At 38.9% G+C, this 17,194-nt stretch carries 19 protein-coding genes; 14 read left to right on the top strand and 5 right to left on the bottom strand.

The features are described from left to right. Positions 1–15: 15 nt before the first annotated feature. Positions 16–417 (bottom strand): hypothetical protein, encoded by a 402-nt coding sequence (locus ACFX4W_RS22150; RefSeq protein ID WP_221841271.1) that lies wholly within the window; start codon positions 415–417, stop codon positions 16–18. Between the two features lie 130 nt (positions 418–547). Here ACFX4W_RS22150 and ACFX4W_RS22145 point away from each other — a divergent pair, with 130 nt between their 5' ends. Both ACFX4W_RS22145 and ACFX4W_RS22140 read left to right on the top strand, forming a co-directional pair. Beyond that, positions 548–1,783 carry an MFS transporter gene (locus ACFX4W_RS22145; RefSeq protein ID WP_280559846.1) on the top strand — a complete coding sequence of 412 codons (1,236 nt, stop codon included), beginning with the start codon at positions 548–550 and terminating at the stop codon, positions 1,781–1,783. Between the two features lie 21 nt (positions 1,784–1,804). Beyond that, positions 1,805–2,110 (top strand): GNAT family N-acetyltransferase, encoded by a 306-nt coding sequence (locus ACFX4W_RS22140; RefSeq protein WP_280559845.1) that lies wholly within the window; start codon positions 1,805–1,807, stop codon positions 2,108–2,110. A gap of 109 nt (positions 2,111–2,219) precedes the next feature. On the opposite strand, the gene ACFX4W_RS22135 is transcribed toward ACFX4W_RS22140, so the two are convergent. After that, positions 2,220–3,131: a DMT family transporter gene (locus ACFX4W_RS22135; protein WP_097825101.1), complete on the bottom strand. Its 912-nt coding sequence runs from the start codon at positions 3,129–3,131 to the stop codon at positions 2,220–2,222. A gap of 167 nt (positions 3,132–3,298) precedes the next feature. After that, entirely contained in the window at positions 3,299–3,445 is a 147-nt protein-coding gene (locus ACFX4W_RS22130; protein ID WP_013057506.1) for a hypothetical protein, read from the bottom strand. Positions 3,446–3,665: 220 nt separating this feature from the next. On the opposite strand from ACFX4W_RS22130, the gene ACFX4W_RS22125 reads away from it, so the two are divergent. Both ACFX4W_RS22125 and ACFX4W_RS22120 read left to right on the top strand, forming a co-directional pair. Continuing rightward, positions 3,666–4,556, top strand: coding sequence for a LysR family transcriptional regulator (locus tag ACFX4W_RS22125; RefSeq protein WP_162214451.1), 891 nt, complete (start codon positions 3,666–3,668; stop codon positions 4,554–4,556). Positions 4,557–4,640: 84 nt separating this feature from the next. Further along, the gene (locus tag ACFX4W_RS22120; RefSeq protein ID WP_230184849.1) at positions 4,641–5,813 is read left to right on the top strand and encodes an iron-containing alcohol dehydrogenase; all 1,173 of its coding nucleotides are present in this window, start codon (positions 4,641–4,643) and stop codon (positions 5,811–5,813) included. A gap of 38 nt (positions 5,814–5,851) precedes the next feature. On the opposite strand, the gene ACFX4W_RS22115 is transcribed toward ACFX4W_RS22120, so the two are convergent. Further along, on the bottom strand, positions 5,852–6,184 hold the full coding sequence (locus tag ACFX4W_RS22115; RefSeq protein WP_043981610.1) for a hypothetical protein: 333 nt from the start codon (positions 6,182–6,184) through the stop codon (positions 5,852–5,854). Positions 6,185–6,383: 199 nt separating this feature from the next. Here ACFX4W_RS22115 and ACFX4W_RS22110 point away from each other — a divergent pair, with 199 nt between their 5' ends. The 7 genes from ACFX4W_RS22110 (at position 6,384) to ACFX4W_RS22080 (ending at position 12,905) form a co-directional block, all read left to right on the top strand. Beyond that, entirely contained in the window at positions 6,384–7,421 is a 1,038-nt protein-coding gene (locus tag ACFX4W_RS22110; protein ID WP_043981611.1) for an EAL domain-containing protein, read from the top strand. Between the two features lie 172 nt (positions 7,422–7,593). Beyond that, positions 7,594–8,838, top strand: a complete 1,245-nt coding sequence (locus tag ACFX4W_RS22105) for a YeeE/YedE family protein (RefSeq protein WP_280559844.1) — start codon at positions 7,594–7,596, stop codon at positions 8,836–8,838. 300 nt (positions 8,839–9,138) lie between these two features. Further along, positions 9,139–10,245, top strand: a complete 1,107-nt coding sequence (locus ACFX4W_RS22100) for a CapA family protein (RefSeq protein ID WP_043981613.1) — start codon at positions 9,139–9,141, stop codon at positions 10,243–10,245. A 92-nt stretch (positions 10,246–10,337) separates the two neighbouring features. Further along, positions 10,338–10,523, top strand: a complete 186-nt coding sequence (locus ACFX4W_RS22095) for a DUF4083 family protein (protein ID WP_013057499.1) — start codon at positions 10,338–10,340, stop codon at positions 10,521–10,523. Positions 10,524–10,623: 100 nt separating this feature from the next. Beyond that, positions 10,624–10,857, top strand: a complete 234-nt coding sequence (locus ACFX4W_RS22090) for a hypothetical protein (protein ID WP_098524678.1) — start codon at positions 10,624–10,626, stop codon at positions 10,855–10,857. 103 nt (positions 10,858–10,960) lie between these two features. Continuing rightward, positions 10,961–11,446, top strand: coding sequence for a GNAT family N-acetyltransferase (locus ACFX4W_RS22085; RefSeq protein WP_043981616.1), 486 nt, complete (start codon positions 10,961–10,963; stop codon positions 11,444–11,446). 127 nt (positions 11,447–11,573) lie between these two features. Further along, on the top strand, positions 11,574–12,905 hold the full coding sequence (locus ACFX4W_RS22080; RefSeq protein ID WP_237074479.1) for a TIGR00366 family protein: 1,332 nt from the start codon (positions 11,574–11,576) through the stop codon (positions 12,903–12,905). A 43-nt stretch (positions 12,906–12,948) separates the two neighbouring features. Here the strand turns inward: ACFX4W_RS22080 and ACFX4W_RS22075 are convergent, their stop codons facing one another. Next, a complete protein-coding gene (locus ACFX4W_RS22075; RefSeq protein WP_280559841.1) occupies positions 12,949–13,788 on the bottom strand; it encodes an SDR family oxidoreductase in 840 nt (279 codons plus the stop codon). Between the two features lie 224 nt (positions 13,789–14,012). Between ACFX4W_RS22075 and ACFX4W_RS22070 the strand changes: the two genes are divergently transcribed. From ACFX4W_RS22070 to ACFX4W_RS22060, 3 genes are all read left to right on the top strand, one after another. Beyond that, the gene (locus ACFX4W_RS22070) at positions 14,013–14,975 is read left to right on the top strand and encodes a carbohydrate ABC transporter permease (protein WP_013057494.1); all 963 of its coding nucleotides are present in this window, start codon (positions 14,013–14,015) and stop codon (positions 14,973–14,975) included. Further along, positions 14,975–15,802, top strand: a complete 828-nt coding sequence (locus ACFX4W_RS22065) for a carbohydrate ABC transporter permease (RefSeq protein ID WP_013057493.1) — start codon at positions 14,975–14,977, stop codon at positions 15,800–15,802. Before ACFX4W_RS22070 ends, ACFX4W_RS22065 begins: the two co-directional genes overlap by 1 nt. Before the next feature lie 70 nt (positions 15,803–15,872). Next, a complete protein-coding gene (locus ACFX4W_RS22060) occupies positions 15,873–17,156 on the top strand; it encodes an ABC transporter substrate-binding protein (protein WP_043981618.1) in 1,284 nt (427 codons plus the stop codon). The last annotated feature ends 38 nt before the right edge of the window (positions 17,157–17,194 follow it).

The raw sequence follows: 17,194 nt of genomic DNA, 5'->3' as shown, positions 1-17,194 counted from the left end.
TTGTCTAAAATGGTATTACACAAATTTTTCGCTCTCTTTTTGAGTACTGCTTTTCCAGTAAAGCTGAAAAGAGCCTTTATGCTCAGAGCCTACAAAATTAATACGATATCTCCTCGTTTTTTCAGGTGTTAAATAAAGAGAGTTATTAGTCATTTCAAAAAATCGTGTCTGTTTTGGATCTTCTACGTACAGGGACAGGTCTCCGCTTTTGGTGTTTTTAGATAGCGTAAAAGCGTAGGTTACGCCTTTTTTGAGTTTAATGCTCCGGGAGTAGCGGCCCGTAAAGCTGTCGTATTCGCCAAAGAAAACTTCACTTCGTTCCTTTTTTATTTTGCCTCCTATAATTTGATTTTCCTGACCGTTAAAGTTAATAAGTAAAAAAGCGATAAGAACAATAAGAAAACTATATTTAAACATAAAAACCTCCATCTACTAAATTATAGATAGTTTTGGATTTCGTCAAATAGTGTTATAGTTTAAAAGGGAAAAATTAACAAAAAACGAATTATCTTTTTGCATGTTACGTCTAACAGAAAGGAGAAAAGAATTGACTCAGCGTTTTTATCTTTTAGCAGCAAGTCAAGTAACCGCAAATGTAGGTTTTGTTCTTTATACAATGGCTGTCACTTCCTATATAAAGGAAAACACCGGTTCAACAGCTCTTGCGTCGATGATTACGATGACGAGCTTACTTGCACGGCTCCTTAGCGGCCTTATCGTACCTTTACTAGCCGATACGTATAAATCCATTCACATTATGCGGTTTGTTCAAGTGATGCAGATAGGGATGCTTGTTGGATTGTATGTGCTGCTTACACAAGAATTTACAGTCACAGTACTAACGATGGGTTTTATCATTGTTGGAATCATTTCTTTTTTTAACGGCTTTTTTTCCATTTTTAAAACGTCAGTTGTACGCAGCTTAGTAAATGATAGTCAAAGAATGCAGGCGAATAGCTTGCTTTCAACAATTGATCAAACTTTTCTGTTTGCAGGGTGGTCGCTTGGTGGTTTCGTTTTGTCCTTAACGGGATCCACTCAGTCTCTATTTATAACGGCAGGCCTTCTATCGATCTCATTTGTTTGCTTACTGTTTATAAAAGAAGCCCACACATATAAACAAACACAAAAGCGAAGAGCGGCAAAACTAATGGAAGGATGGCGCTTTTTATGGATACATAAACGCATCAGAGCCCTCGTTATAATGGACATCATCGAGTCGCTTTTTGGAACCATTTGGATTGGAGCTATTACTCTTTCTTTTGTGAAAGAAGTGCTTGAAAAAGGAGAAGCGTGGTGGGGATATATAAACGGTGCGTATTATTTTGGAAGCATAGTTGGAGGAATTATTGTGTACCGCATGTCTTCTATGGTAAAAGGAAGGCTTTTGCTTTTTATGTTCTTAGGCTCAATTGGTTATGCTGTTTTAACCGGTTTTTACGGTCTAGTAACGAACCCGTATCTAGCTTTAGTACTTTTGATAATGATGGGTCCTGCCTATCAGCTTCGAGATGTAGCTCAGGAAACCATTTATCAAAATACCTGCAGCAACGGGATGCTTCCTAAAGTAATAGCGGCAAAATCAACTCTTGTACAGGCTGTGTTTATACTTTCCATCGCATTTGTAGGGACAGTAGCCGATCTGTTTGGGGTAAGGTTTGTATATCTATTTTCAAGCTTCATGCTACTTTTAACGGCTCTAATAGGCATGGCAGGATTAATGTATAACAAGCATTCTATCGAAATAGACAAGACATCTGCTGAACGTAGAGAAGGTATATGAGAATCATTAGGCTAATGTATCTTGTGGAGCATTTACAGTCAACACAACAAATTAATTGGCGTAGCTGGCCTTAATGAAAATCCTCACAGCCAGTATGCTAACGCTGGAAGAGTAAGGAGGTTTTATGTTTCAGCTCAATTGTGCAGAAAGGGTATAGGCAAGCGACTTTTAAAAGAAGTCATTCACTGTGCAGAGAATTATTACGACAGCCTCGGATTCTATACGGATCCGGACAAAACGAAACTATTTTATGAACGAAACGGTTTTAAACGCGTATACAATCAGCATAAAATCACTCATGAATATAAACTAAAAAATGTTCATTAATCAAACTAACGGGTGTTTAATTCAATTAGGACATTAAAATAATATACGAATAACGCCCAGAAAAAATCTGAGCGTTATTAGCATGAATTAACCGAACTCGTTACTCTTGTTAGTTTGCTTTTTTAAGTTTAAGAGCTGTTTTAGGAGCAGGGCTTTTTTTGACAATATACAAACCGCTAAAAATAATAAGTCCTCCAAGCAGTTGCATAGCATTGATGGTCTCTCCAATAGTTACAGCAGCAAAAACAACGGCGAACAAAGGAATAACATACATGTAAACCATTACTTTTGTAGAACCAATTTTTCCAATTCCTACATACCACATCACCAGCCCGTACACTGTCACGAACAAAACAGAGTATGCCAGAGAGCTCCAGCTACCTATATCTGTTGGCCATACAAGTGTTTGATAGGTGAAAAGACAGTAGACAGTAAGCGGAATAGCGCCGATTAAAGCGGACCACGCAGTCACGCGCAAAGCAGAATATTTTACGACTAAAGGTTTTGCTAAAATCGGGTACCAGCCCCAAGCAATGGCTGCCACAATCCCCATGATGTTTCCGAACCATGCAAGCTGCGACAGCGCATGACTAGAGTGACCAAACAGCAGTACAAACGCAGCCCCAAAAAAAGCAAGCACAGAGCCTAGCTGTGTTTTTAACGAAAAAGCTTCATGCTTATATAATATAGCTAGGATTCCTGTGAAAATAGGAGACATCGAAATAAGTAAAGAAGCATTTGTAGCTGTCGTATACTTAACAGATACCATAAACAGCGTTTGATAGAGCGTAACGCCTACTATACTGACCGCTATTAAGCGTCCCCAGTCTTTTTTTTCGATCCGAATGCCTCGCTCTATTATTCCTGTAATAAGTAAAAGAATAGGAGCAACCATTATAAAACGCAGTGCGCTAAATTGAATGGAAGACATATGAGCAACTCCAAATTTTCCGATTGCATAATTGGCTCCCCAAATTAACGCCACGGATAATAATATCCATTCCAGCCAGCCTTTTTTCATGTAATCACCTCGAGTAAGTATAGAAACTAAATAAGTGCGAATATCCTTAGTTACAAAGTATACAGGAAGAAATTATGTAAAAGGCCAGCCAATTCAGCTATTTTTATCTCATCCACTTGTTTTTAATACAAATAAAAAAGCAGCTGCATTAGCTGCGTTCATGATTGTTATCCACATTGTTCTATCTCATCTAATCGCACAAGTTCGACTTTAAAAGCATGATCAATCGGTCGGATTTCACAGTATCCTGAATCATATACGTGAATCAGTACAAAGCGTTTTCCTTTATATAACACTTCTTTGTAGGCTGTCATGAGATACACCCTTTCTTTTCATAGGTTTGTTTTTCATTCTATGAACAAAAAACGGCGTAATTGCCTAATATAAAAAGAATTTTTAAGGTTGATAAAATTGCTTGGCAAAACGAGTTCGCTTATACTGTACTGTGATTCTATTTACGTATAAGTTCTAATTACTAGAACAGCTTTAACATATGGACAACGAAACCAAACAGCAGTACATAAGGAGCAGCACATGGATATTAATTATTTATATACATTTAAAGAAGTAGCGAAGTGGGGGAGCTATACACGAACGGGCGAGGAGTTAGGGTATGCTCAGTCAAGCGTTACCACTCATATAAAAAAATTAGAGGATCATTACGGTCAAAAACTATTTGAACGAACAGGACAAAAAATGAAGCTGACTCAGCCTGGTGAAGAATTGCTTTATTATGTGAATCAAGTAACCGAGTTATTAAATGAAGCAAAAGAGCGTCTTACTACGAACGAAGATGCTAGAGGAACCGTTTCAATAGGAACCGTGGAGTCGCTGGCCGCCTATTTTATTACACCGTATATTCGTGAATTAAAAAAACAGCACCCTTCTCTAAAGATTATGCTAGAAGCGGGTTTATGTCCAAATTTAACACAAGGAATTATTGACGGAAAGTATGATGTAGCCGTTTTGCTTGATCGCCTTCAAACATCTTCAAGTTTAGAAGTGATTCCTATTCGAAAAGAAAGCATGGTTATGATTGCTTCGTCTTCTCATTCTTTTAGTAAAAGAAACAGCGTTCTAATGGAAGAGTTTGAGGGAGAGACCATTATTTTAACTGAGAGCGGCTGCCCTTATCGCACGCTTTTAGAAGAGATGATGCGCAGCAGCGGTATTCATATGCAATCGGTCATCTCGTTTAGCAGTCTTGAAGCGATTAAACAGTGCGTAGCGGATAATTTAGGTATTGCTCTTGTACCGGAAATAGCGGTAAAACAAGAGATGGAAAGTGGAAAACTGATTAAAGTCCCGTTTGACCACGAAGAATTTTATCTTTATTCACAGCTTATCTTCAAAAAGAAAAAATGGCTGACGGCACCTATTCAACAATTTATTTCACTTGTTAAAGAAGGTTATCAAAAATATTGATAATAGATATAGAGAATCTTCAATAATGATGAAGTAGTTTTCGTGCTACACTTTTTATAAAACATGAAACTAGAGGTGTAGAACATGAATATATTTTTGCAGCACAATCCTACAAAATTATACTTTGGAAAAAATCAAATTACGAAGCTATCGCAAGAGCTTGCTTCTTATCATAAACAAGTAAACGTTCTGTTAGTATACGGAGGAGGAAGTATCAAACGAAATGGCGTATACGACGAAGTGAAAGCTGAACTTCAGTCTATTAACGCGGTTGTTCACGAGCTGTCTGGTGTAGAACCTAATCCTCGTTTGACTACGGTAGCTAAAGGCGTGGACATCTGTAAAAAAGAAAACATTGATTTTCTTTTAGCCGTTGGGGGAGGAAGTGTAATCGATTGTACAAAAGCTATTGCAGCTGGAGCCGTGTATGAAGGAAATACATGGGATTTAATTACACGTAAAAAAGAGATTACAGATGCGCTTCCTTTTGGAACGGTATTAACACTTGCAGCAACTGGGTCTGAAATGAATTCAACTTCTGTTATAACAAATTGGGAAACAAAAGAAAAGCTCGGATGGACGTCTTCTCACGTATTTCCCGTCTTTTCTATTTTAGATCCGGCGTACACATTTTCAGTGCCGCGCGATCAAACCGTCTATGGAATTGTTGACAGTATGTCGCATGCGCTTGAACACTATTTTCATCGCACGGAAAATACGCCGATGATCGACGGCTTTATTGAATCTTTACTAAGAACGGCTATACAAGAAGGTCCTAAGCTTCTTAAAGATCTGACTTCTTATAAGTATCGTGAAACGATGATGTATATCAGCACGACGGCGTTTAACGGAAGCTTAGCAAACGGAACGGACGGGGGAGACTGGGCTACTCACCGTATCGAACATGCTCTGTCGGCCGTATATGATATTCCCCACGGAGGCGGTCTTGCTATCTTGTTCCCTAACTGGCTGGAGCACGTCTTAAAAGAAGACCCTTCCCGTGTAAAACAATTGGCTGTAAACGTATTTGGCATTGATCCAGCAGGAAAAAGCGATGAAGAAACAGCAATGGAAGGAGCAAAAGCGCTTCGCACTTTCTGGAATGACTTAGGAGCCCCGAACTGCTTGCGTGACTATGATATTGATGATCGTGAATTTGATGCGATTGTTGAAAAGACCTTTGTAAAACCAGGTGTTGGCACTTATAAAGAGCTTGACTATGCAAGCGTTCGAGATATTCTAGAAAGATCCAAATAAAAAAAGACGAGCTGCCTGCTCGTCTTTTTTATATGTACTCAATAATCCATTAGAAAATAAAGAAAAAGAAAAAAGCACAGCACAATGCATCCTGCTCCTACCGTTATTTCGGAAAAACCTTGAATAAACGTACTTTTAGGACTGCCTCCATCGTTTTGCAGATGAAATACCCGTTTTCTTTTGCGTTCATGTACGATTACCAACGAACCAAAAGCAACCGATAATAAGGTGAAGAGCGGCACCGCGATTAAAAACAGTTTAATAGAATACGCCCAGTACGATAGATACAGCATATAATACATTGCTCCGGTACTTAAGGCAAAGAGTATTAAAGAAAATAAAAACCACTTCGTAAACCGGTTTTTGCTCATGTATCGTTCACTTCCTTTTATCAAGTGCGTCTTATGATGTAGACAATAAAATACGTCTATCATTTTACCAAAACTTTTTGGTACATTCTATTTTAACGGGAAAATAGGGTTTGTAAGTTTCTTAAAAGTGGTATAGTTCCTAAGAACTATCCATGTATACATACAAAAAACTGATGATAAATGAGGGAGAAGATGAGCTATGGGGTGCGACGCGTGTCTGCCAATTAGGACAGGATATACGGTTTCTTTTCAGAAATCAAGCGATGTGAAGAAATTGGAAAAATACTTTAAAGATATTTCTCAAAGCCAATGGAAGACTCTTGGAGAAGATATGGTCTGGATGAGGGAAGATATTTTTTGGAGTTTTATGGATTATGTTCATCAGCATCTAGACCCTCGGCATGTGTGGGCTGTAGAAGCCAAGCAGCGGAGCCCGTTTGAAAACCTGCGGGGTATGGAGCCAATCACCGTTTTTCAAAAAATGAAAGATGCCTTGTGGATTGATGAGCTGATTGAAGACAAGCGAATTTGCTCATATTATCAGCCCATTGTATCGATTGATCACGAACGCGTGCATATCGTTGGCCACGAAATTTTATCAAGAGGATTAGAAGAAGACGGAAGTATTATACCGCCTTTTAAAATGTTTGAAGCTGCTCAAATAAGAAATAAAACCTTCGCTCTTGACCGAGCCTGCCGCTTAGAAGCTGTAAAAAATGCTAGTATTATTGATCGTCAGCTGATTTTTATTAACTTTATTCCTACAGCAATATATAATCCTGAGCATTGCTTGGCATCTACATTTGCGTTAATTCAAGAATTGAATATAAAACCCGAACAAATAGTGTTTGAAGTAATTGAAACCGAGGATGTTCAAGATATTGAGCATTTAAAAAACATTTTGAATTATTATCGTTCCCACGGATTTAAATATGCTTTAGATGACGTAGGGGTTGGTTATAACACGCTGAAGAGGCTTTTAGAAGTGGAGCCTGACGTGGTGAAGTTAGCATTTGAATTCACAAATGGAGTCAGTAAAAATGAGAAACAGAAAAAAGTGGCCCAAGAGATGTTAGCTATCACCCATAAAATGGGGGCGAAGGCTCTTGCGGAAGGAGTAGAGACAGAAGAAGATTTAAAATGCCTGATAGAGATGGGATATGATTTGTTTCAAGGGTATTATTTTGCAAAGCCTCATCCTACTCCGATAAAAGAGATTCATTCTATTTACGCTTAGCAGCGAAAAGCAGAAGAATAGAAACTTCTGCTTTTTGTATGACTAAAGGTAAGAATATTTAAAAAATAAACAATTCACTTTCATTTTGCTAAACAGTTTACAGGAGAAGGGAAGTGCTATAAGATGATAAATATTAATTCTTAGTATTTCTATCAGAAAAGGAGTGGATGATGTGTCGCAAACGTTGCACTCATCATATAAATCAAAGCCTACTACTGTTGTAACAGAATTAAGTCCTATGCAAAAGCCATTATTTGCAGGAGGGGTTATAGCAGCAGTTATTTTATTTCTTGCGATTGTGCTCACGACTAATTGGACGCAAGGTGTTTTATTTATTATCGGCCTAGCGTTAGGGCTGACGCTTCTATACGCACGTTTTGGCTTTACATCAGCATTTCGCCGCCTTGTATCTGTCGGCAATGTTCAAGGCTTGCAAGCGCATATGCTTATGCTTGCAATTGCGTCAACATTGTTTGCTATTATTTTAAGTACAGGCTTTAGCTTTACAGGGGTAACGCCAAAAGGATATGTCTCACCTGTAGGAGTAAGCGTGATAGTTGGTTCGTTTATGTTTGGAATTGGCATGCAGTTAGGAAATGGATGTGCCTCAGGGACGCTGTATTCGTTAGGCGGAGGTTCTTCTTCTATGATTTTAACACTTTTAGCCTTTATTGTAGGTTCTATGTTTGGGGCGTATCATTTGCCATTTTGGCAAAAGCAACCTTCGCTTCCCCCTATCTCATTAGCTGAATCGACAGGTCTTGGTTATTTTGGAGCTTGGATTATACAGCTTATCGCGTTCGCAGCGATTTACTGGATTACGATTCAAATTGCTAAAAAGAAAAATCCGCCTATGATGAAACAGCTTCCTACTACAAAAGGGTGGAAAAAGATTATTCGAGGCTCTTGGCCTCTATTCACAGCAGCGATTGTGCTGGCCGTATTAAATGCATTGACGCTTGCTGTAAGAGGAAACCCTTGGGGAATCACTTCTGCTTTTGCATTATGGGGCGGAAAAGCCATGATGGCAGCCGGGATAGATGTATCGAGCTGGGGATTTTTCCAAGGTGCAAATGGAGAAGCGCTAACGCAAAGTGTGCTAGCAGACTCTACCAGCGTGTTAAACTTTGGGATTATACTAGGGGCCTTCATTTCAGCGACGGCGCAAGGGACGTTCAAACCAGGAAAGATTAAGCCCGGAGTTGCGGGAGCAGCTGTTGTTGGCGGCCTTTTAATGGGGTATGGTGCGCGTCTTGCTTTTGGCTGTAACATCGGCGCTTACTTTGGCGGCATTGCTTCATTTAGTCTTCATGGATGGGTATGGATGGTTATGGCGATGCTTGGCACAGGCTTAGCACTATTTATCCGACCGATATTTGGACTCAAAAACCCTAAATCTAATGATTCGATTTGTTAAGTTTAGATAAAACCTTCTTTGCATGAGCAAAGGAGGTTTTTTATTTTAGGTGATGTTTGAAAACCTCTATATTTTTGTAAATTCCTTGACGTTTATCAAAGATCATCAGCTTTCTTCATAGCGCTTGTATTAAAAAACCTCTTGTTTTAACTCAAAAAGAAGATAGGAATTTCCTTTTTTTATAAAAATTTCACTTATTTTGCCGATATAACAGGAAGATTGTATGTATTTGGCGAAATGTACATTAAACACCATGTCCAAACACAGTTATTAAAACGTAAAAAGGGGTTTTAACGTTACATGAATAAGTATTTAAAAAAAGCTGTTATTTATGGAAGTTTGTGTTTTTTACTAGGAGCGTGCGGAGGAGCAGGAGAACAAACATCTTCTGAACCGCAGAAAAAAGAAGAAGCTGTAAAATCTAAAGAAGAAGCGACAAAAAAAGAAAAAAAAGAGGGCATTAATACAACCATTAAAATTAGCGCAGCGGGAGATTTTACTTTAGGAAATGATGAAAGCTTCAGCTATGATTCTACTTTTAATGACGTAGCGGCAAGAAATGGCCTTCCATATTTTACGCAAAATGTAAAGTCGATTTTTGAACAAGATGATTTAACAACGGTTAATTTAGAAACGACGCTGACAAAGGCGACCGAAAAAGCAAGTAAAACATTTCGTTTTAAAGGTGATCCTTCTTTTGTGAATATTTTAAAACAAGGAAGTATTGAAACCGTTAACTTAGCTAATAATCATACACGTGATTATTTACAGCAAGGATATGATGATACAAGAGAGAACTTAAAGAAAAGCGGAATAGGCTATTTTGGCTATGAAGATACATACATCACAACGGTAAAAGGAGTCAAAGTAGGATTGCTTGGATATCCTGGCTGGGATGACACCAAAGAAATAAGAAGCCAGATTAAAGACGGAATTAAGTCTTTAAAAGAAAAAGGAGCTAAAATTATCATTGTACATTTCCACTGGGGGTCTGAACGACACTATGTTCCTGATACAGCGCAGCAAGCATTGGCGAAATATACAATTGATAACGGAGCAGATTTAATTTTAGGTCATCATCCTCATGTTGTTCAAGGAATTGAAGAGTACAAAAATAAATTTATTGTCTATAGCTTAGGAAACTTTATGTTTGGCGGAAACAAAAATCCAAGTGATAAAGATACATTTGTATTTCAGCAGACATTTACGATTAAAGATGGAAAGCTAACGACGAATAAAGACATCAACGTCATTCCATTCCGTATTTCTTCCACAACAGCACGAAACGACTACCGACCTACGCCTTTAACAGGCCCGGAAAAGGACCGAGTGAAAAATAAACTGATTGATGTTTCCAATCAAATCAAACAGGAAAAGTGGACAGTTTACGATGAAGATAGTAAATGAAGCTCTCAGCATTGAGAGCTTTTTTTTATAAAATAAAACAAAAGTAACCAAAAAAATGATATAATGTAAAAAAATAGATTAAAGGTGGAACTATGGTTAATATAGGTGATATAATTTTTCAAATTCTTATGCTGCTTATCCTGATAGGAATAGCAGGAGTAATAATTGCATTTATTATAGGCTTAAAAAGGTTGATTCAAAAGCAGGGGGCAAATGAAAAAAGGCTTCAGCGTATGGAGCAAAAGTTAGATGATATGCTGAAAAATAAAGAGTCTTGACTATACAGAAGCACTGTCAATACATCAGTACTTCTGCACTTGACATTTTATAAAAAAGCAGTAAGATATGTATACATCATTTATATAGGGAGGAAGTTACATGGCAAAGTCAAAAGCAAAAAAAATGCGTGATAAAATGACGCGTGAAGGCAAGCGAAACCCAGAATTAAACCGCAGTCTGTTTGTATTTGCAGACATGGAAACGCGGAAAACCAAAACAAAGAAGGAAAAACTTCAGCATCAGCACACAAAACATAAAAAACGATTATCAGACGGAGCGTACAGTACCGGAGATGATCGTTTTTTTATTGCGTTTCATACATCTACAAAATGAAAAAAGAGCTTTTTGACTATCCATCTTCACTTTGCTCAAATATTTTTACTGTAAACTTTCACAAAAAACCCTTATGATAGGAAAAGAAGGGGATGAACTAAGAATGCTTACGATTGAAAAAGTACCTAAAGACCAAGCGGGCGTTTTGCAAAATTTGTATTCTCTTTATCTCCACGATTTATCTGCTTATACACCTTCTTTAGATATTTGCGAAGATGGAGCTTTCCATTTTGAAGAGCTGCCGCTGTTTTGGAAAGTAGAAGGCCTCTCGCCATACTTTATTAAAGTAGATGATAAGCTGATGGGCTTTTTTTTACTTCTTGAACAGCCCGCACTTCAGCAAGAAGCAGATTACTGCATCAATGATTTTTTTATCTTAAACAAATACCGAGGGCAGGGCATCGCTTCCAAAACGGTAAAAGACATTTTCTCTCATCGAAAAGGAACATATATGATTATTGAGCTTGCAGGCAATAAGCGGGCTATTTCATTTTGGAAACATATTTATAAAAGCTTACATATTTCCTTTCAAGAAAAGAAAATTGAACTTGACGGAGAACCAACTCTTATTCAAACATTTAGTGTGTAAAACCCTTCTGAAAAACAGAAGGGTTTTTTATTTAAACTAAATATTAACAATTTTCAACAAATTATGTATAATTAAAGATGCTTGTCGACATTTATTCACAGGAGTATTCCTGTAAAGGAGGAGTAAAATGAAAGCGTTATCTAATTTCTTTACGGCGCTTGTGCAGCGTTTTTTACCTGATCCGTTTGTATTTGCTTTAATCCTGACGCTGATTTTATTTGTATCAGGTATTGTTTTTACTCCTCACGGGCCGATTGAAATGGTTCAGTTTTGGGGAAGTGGCTTTTGGAACCTTTTGGCATTTGCGATGCAAATGAGCTTAGTGCTTGTCACGGGACATGCGCTTGCCAGCTCGCCGCTTGTAAAGAAGTGGCTTGTGAACATAGCACTGTTAGCCAAAACTCCGGCGCAAGGGGTAATTCTTGTCACGCTCGGCGCAGCTATGGCCTGTATGATCAATTGGGGGTTTGGCTTAATTGTAGGTGCGCTGTTTGCGAAAGAAGTAGCGAAACGCGTGCCGGGATCTGATTACCGGTTTTTAATTGCCTGTGCTTACATAGGGTTTTTAACATGGCACGGAGGCTTGTCGGGTTCGATTCCTCTTGTTGCTGCTACACCTGGAAACCCAATGGAAAAAACGGCTGGACTTATTCCGCTGTCAGACACGATTTTTACAGGGTACAACTTATTTATTACCCTCGGGTTATTAATTGTCCTTCCTATTATGACAAGACTGATGATGCCGACGGGAAAAGAAGTGGTAGAAATTGATCCAAGACTGTTGGCGGAAGATGAAATGGCACCGGCTACAGTTGTTGAGACAACTTCTTCTAAGCCAACATTTGCTGTACGCATGGAGAACAGCAGGTTTTTAAGTCTGACGATTACACTTCTTGGGTATTCATATTTAATTTATTATTTTGCTACAAACGGTTTTAAAATGGATATTAACACAGTGAACTTATTGTTTTTTACAACGGGTATTTTACTTCACCGCACGCCTTTATCCTATATGAATGCTGTTTCTAATGCTGCGAAAGGAACCGCTGGGATTGTGATTCAGTTTCCATTCTACGCAGGTATTCAAGGCATGATGGAGCTATCAGGCTTAGGCGGGAAGCTAACGAACGCATTTATCTCGATTTCAAATGAAACGACATTTCCGTTTCTTGCGTTTTTAAGTTCTGGTGTTGTGAACTTTTTTGTTCCGTCTGGAGGAGGACACTGGGTTGTACAAGGACCTTTTATTATGCCGGCAGCTGAACAGCTCGGCGTAGATCCGGGAGTCGCTGCGATGGCCATTGCCTACGGAGAAGCATGGATGAATATGGCGCAGCCGTTTTGGGCACTGCCCGCACTAGCTATCGCAGGGCTCGGAGCGCGAGATATAATGGGCTACTGCGTGACGACCTTAATTGTATCAGGCTTTATTTTTGCTATAGGACTAACGTTTTTCTAATACGAAAAGGTCAGCTGAAAAGCTGACCTTTTTTTATTCTACATTATAAGCCAACTTCGCGTGCACTCCAGTTCCAGAATTCTTCTGCGAGTCGTTCATTTTTTGCTCTTGAAGAAGGGGGTGTAACGCGTTTTTTATAAAAATAAGCGCCGCTAATATGCGTCACTTCAGGGCTGACTGCTAAATAAATAGCTGTTTCGGCACCTTGAAGAGGTGTTAAAAAGAAAGGGCGAAGCACGGCGTGAACGCTTTTTCCAAAACCCGTTTGACGATTAACGCCGATAGCGGTAGAGACTGCACCGGGGTGTAGGCAATTTACGGTTACAGAAGTATCTTTTAGCTTTTTACTTAAATGGACCGTAAATAAATTATTCGCTAATTTAGACTGAGAGTATCCTCGCCATATTCCGAATCCTGTTGTTAAGTGAGGGTTGCTGAAGTCTATTTTTCCAGCTTTATGAGCACCGGACCCAACGTTTATAATGCGTCCTTGCTGAGATTTTTTCAGCAGATCTAAAAGTAAATTAGTTAACAAAAAGTGACCCAAATGATTGACACCAAGCATCATTTCAAAGCTGTCTTGGGTTGTTTCACGCTTGATTGTCACCACGCCCGCGTTATTAATCAGCACGTCAAGTACACTGTAGCGAGACGTAAAGTCTTCACTGAAAGCCCGGATACTGTCAAGAGAACCTAGGTCACAGGTCATAAGAGATATGGAATCCGATCCGCTTTGACGCTTCGCTTCTTCTAAAGCCGTATTTCCTCTTTCTTCATTTCGGCATACCATAATGACTTCGAATCCTTTTTTAGCTAGTTCAATCGTTGTGGCCAGCCCCATTCCAGAATTGGCACCCGTAATTAACGCTCGTTTGGCTGTCATGCGTATGTTCCTCCCAACTACATCTTTTTTCTAGTGTATAAGATAAGAAGATACGTCGTCCACTTCTAGCTTTTCTTTCATGCATACTTTAAAAAAATGCGTAAAATGTGCACAAGGGAGAAAATGTTGCACAAAGGTCAATATTTTACACCCTACTCGTCAATTAAAGCGGTTTCATAAATAACTGATTTCGCTAAAATAAGACATAGGGAGGTGCTAGTAAGATGAATAGCCAAAGTAAATTACAGGAGACAGAATATGTTCCTTTAGAGCAAGAACTTAAAAGAGAACCATCTATTAATACGAAAAAACGTAAAAATTTGAAAAATGTAGGTTTGTTTGCTCTATTTGTAGGGCCCGCACTTTTAGCGTTTTGTGTGATTGTACTTATACCATTTTTTACAGGGATTTATTACTCATTTACAGACTGGAACGGAGTAAACGGCACGATTAACTGGGTGGGCCTTGATAACTTTAAGTACTTGTTCACCGAAGATAAGCAGTTTCAGCAGTCGTTTTGGATCACAACAAAATATACGGTCGTTGCGATTATCTTAACGAATGTGGTGGGGTTCGTGTTAGCAATCCTTGTTACTCAAATGTTAAAAACACGAAACATTTTACGTACGGTTTTCTTTATGCCGAATTTAATTGGCGGACTTTTACTAGGATTTGTATGGCAGTTCATTTTTGTAAAAGGATTTGCATCTATCGGACAAATCACGGGAATTTCGCTTTTTGAACTTCCTTGGTTGGGAGACGCAAAAACAGCATTTTGGGGCATCGTGATTGTAAGTGTATGGCAAGGAGCGGGTTATATCATGCTTATTTACACAGCAGCACTGCAAAACGTACCGCAAGAGCTGATTGAAGCAGCAAAAATTGACGGAGCAAGCAGATGGCAAATTCTTCGTCACATTACAATTCCAATGGTAGCACCGGCAGTAACGGTTTGTTTATTCTTAACGATTTCATGGTCATTCAAAGTATTTGATGTCAACTTATCATTAACAAACGGTGGTCCATTTAAATCAACAGAAATGTTAGCGCTTAACATTTATACAGAAGCATTTGTTAATAACAGATACGGTCTAGGTGAAGCAAAAGCCTTAATTTTCTTCATCGTCGTAGCAGCAATTACAATTATTCAAGTAACATACACCAAGAAGAAGGAGGTTGAATCGTGATGGGAAACAAATATACGAGCAAAACCTTTATTGTTGAAATTTTAGCAGTCCTGCTTGGACTAGTGTTCTTGGTACCATTTTATTACGTGCTTTCAAACTCACTGAAGTCATTTGCAGAAATTTTGTCAAACACATCGGCACTGCCGACAACAATTCAGTTTCAAAACTTTGTTAATGCATTCAACCAAATGAATTACTTAAAAGTGCTTAGCAACTCGCTGATCATTACAGTCATTAGTAACGCAGTTCTAGTCATCTTCTGTTCAATGGCAGCTTACATGCTGGTTCGAACAAAGAAAAAAATCAGCAGCATTATCTTTATGGCATTCGTAGCGGCAATGGTTATTCCGTTTCAATCCATCATGATTCCACTTGTAAAAGTAGCAGGAAACTTAAATCTGTTAAACAGCATCTGGGGTATTGTGATCATGTATTTAGGCTTTGGTTCTGGTATGACGATTTTCTTATACCACGGATTTATTAAAGGAATTCCAGTTGAGCTAGAAGAAGCCGCAATCATCGACGGATGCTCACGTCTAGGCGTATTCTGGAGAATTGTGTTCCCGTTATTAAAACCAATTACAGTAACCGTAGTTATCTTAAACAGCCTATGGATTTGGAATGACTTCTTACTTCCGTCTCTTGTTCTGCAAGATCCTGAGCTAAGAACGATTCCGCTTGCGACATTCTTCTTCTTTGGTCAGTATACAAAGCAGTGGGATTTAGCACTAGCAGCACTTGTGATCAGTATTATCCCGCTATTAATCTTCTTCTTTGCAATGCAAAAACACATTGTTAAAGGAATTACAAGCGGTTCAATTAAATAATAGAAACGGCAACAGGGCTGATTTTGATGCTGAGGCGTCAAAATCAGCAGCACATAGGGAGGAACGGAAAATGGCATTTAAAATGAAAAAATGGCCTTTAGCGGCAGGTGTTTTATCGGCTACGCTTTTATTTTCAACCGCGTGTTCAAACGAAAGCGCATCGGGTAATAAAAAAAGCGGCGGAGATCAAGTAGTAGTAGATGTATTCCAAGGAAAAGTAGAAATCGCTGATCAGCTAAAAGCTCTAACTGATCAATACACAAAAGAACATCCAAACGTAAAGTTTAATATCCAAACGGTTGGTGGAGGAGCTGACGGTGCAGCTGCTTTAAAAGCGCAGTTTGCGTCGGGGAATGCACCTGACCTTTTCACAAACGGGGGATATCAAGAGGCAAAAACGTGGAAAAATAAATTAGAAGATTTATCCGATCAGCCTTGGATTGATGACGCTTACGAAAACACACTTACACCAATGACGATGGACGGTAAAGTATATGGGCAGCCGATCAGTCTTGAAGGCTATGGATTTACATATAACAAAAAACTGTTCAAAAAAGCAGGCATCAAAGAACTTCCAAAAACATATTCAGAATTAGAAGCAGCGGCTAAAAAGCTGAAAGCTGCCGGTATTACGCCATTTTCTATCGGCTACGGCGAGTGGTGGGTGCTTGGAAACCACGGCTTAAATATTCCATTTGCTAGTCAAAAAGATCCGGATGCATTTATTAAAGGGCTAAATGACGGCAGTACGAAAATCGCAGGAAACGAGCAGTTCAAACAGTATGTAAAGCTGCTTGATTTAACGGTAAAATACGGAAATAAAAATCCGTTAACGACGGACTACAACACGCAAGTAACGAAGTTTGCGAACGGTGAAGCAGCGATGATTCAGCAAGGAAACTGGATTCAGCCAATGCTTGATAAAATTACGCCGAACATGGATGTAGGCATTTTGCCTATGCCGTTAAGCGATGATGCAGCTGTATCTGACAAGCTTGCAATCGACGTTCCAAGCAATTGGGTTGTTCACAAGCAAGCGCCAGCGGCAGATAAAAAAGCAGCCAAAGATTTCTTAAACTGGATGGTTACATCTAAAGAAGGTCAAAAAGCGTTAGTAGAAGACTTTAAGTACATTCCAGCCTTTAAGTCAATCGAAGCAAAAGACATCGGTCCTTTAGGCGAAGAACTTCTTAAATATTCTAAGGATCAAAAAACGATTCCTTGGGAATGGACAAAATTCCCTGAAGGCGTAACGCAAAAATTTGGAGCGGATGTACAAGAATACATCGGCGGCCAAACATCTGAAGATGAGCTGTTAAAATCATTAGATAAAAGATGGGCTGAGTTGAAGTAATGAAAAAGACAACCTTGGGGTTGTCTTTTTTGTAAGTG

Origin of the sequence: Priestia sp. YIM B13489, from assembly GCF_042787645.1 — a bacterium.
Lineage (GTDB): Bacteria > Bacillota > Bacilli > Bacillales > Bacillaceae_H > Priestia > Priestia megaterium.
The sequence above is the reverse complement of the archived record's forward strand: the minus strand, read 5'-3'. Positions and strand labels throughout refer to the sequence as shown.

Bases quoted from the DNA above. Each gene is read 5' to 3' on its own strand.
- ACFX4W_RS22150 (WP_221841271.1), bottom strand. From the start codon at position 417: ATGTTTAAATATAGTTTTCTTATTGTTCTTATCGCTTTTTTACTTATT.
- ACFX4W_RS22135 (WP_097825101.1), bottom strand. From the start codon at position 3,131: ATGAAAAAAGGCTGGCTGGAATGGATATTATTATCCGTGGCGTTAATT.
- ACFX4W_RS22130 (WP_013057506.1), bottom strand. From the start codon at position 3,445: ATGACAGCCTACAAAGAAGTGTTATATAAAGGAAAACGCTTTGTACTG.
- ACFX4W_RS22125 (WP_162214451.1), top strand. From the start codon at position 3,666: ATGGATATTAATTATTTATATACATTTAAAGAAGTAGCGAAGTGGGGG.
- ACFX4W_RS22120 (WP_230184849.1), top strand. From the start codon at position 4,641: ATGAATATATTTTTGCAGCACAATCCTACAAAATTATACTTTGGAAAA.
- ACFX4W_RS22115 (WP_043981610.1), bottom strand. From the start codon at position 6,184: ATGAGCAAAAACCGGTTTACGAAGTGGTTTTTATTTTCTTTAATACTC.
- ACFX4W_RS22110 (WP_043981611.1), top strand. From the start codon at position 6,384: ATGGGGTGCGACGCGTGTCTGCCAATTAGGACAGGATATACGGTTTCT.
- ACFX4W_RS22100 (WP_043981613.1), top strand. From the start codon at position 9,139: ATGAATAAGTATTTAAAAAAAGCTGTTATTTATGGAAGTTTGTGTTTT.
- ACFX4W_RS22095 (WP_013057499.1), top strand. From the start codon at position 10,338: ATGGTTAATATAGGTGATATAATTTTTCAAATTCTTATGCTGCTTATC.
- ACFX4W_RS22090 (WP_098524678.1), top strand. From the start codon at position 10,624: ATGGCAAAGTCAAAAGCAAAAAAAATGCGTGATAAAATGACGCGTGAA.
- ACFX4W_RS22085 (WP_043981616.1), top strand. From the start codon at position 10,961: ATGCTTACGATTGAAAAAGTACCTAAAGACCAAGCGGGCGTTTTGCAA.
- ACFX4W_RS22080 (WP_237074479.1), top strand. From the start codon at position 11,574: ATGAAAGCGTTATCTAATTTCTTTACGGCGCTTGTGCAGCGTTTTTTA.
- ACFX4W_RS22075 (WP_280559841.1), bottom strand. From the start codon at position 13,788: ATGACAGCCAAACGAGCGTTAATTACGGGTGCCAATTCTGGAATGGGG.
- ACFX4W_RS22070 (WP_013057494.1), top strand. From the start codon at position 14,013: ATGAATAGCCAAAGTAAATTACAGGAGACAGAATATGTTCCTTTAGAG.
- ACFX4W_RS22065 (WP_013057493.1), top strand. From the start codon at position 14,975: ATGGGAAACAAATATACGAGCAAAACCTTTATTGTTGAAATTTTAGCA.
- ACFX4W_RS22060 (WP_043981618.1), top strand. From the start codon at position 15,873: ATGGCATTTAAAATGAAAAAATGGCCTTTAGCGGCAGGTGTTTTATCG.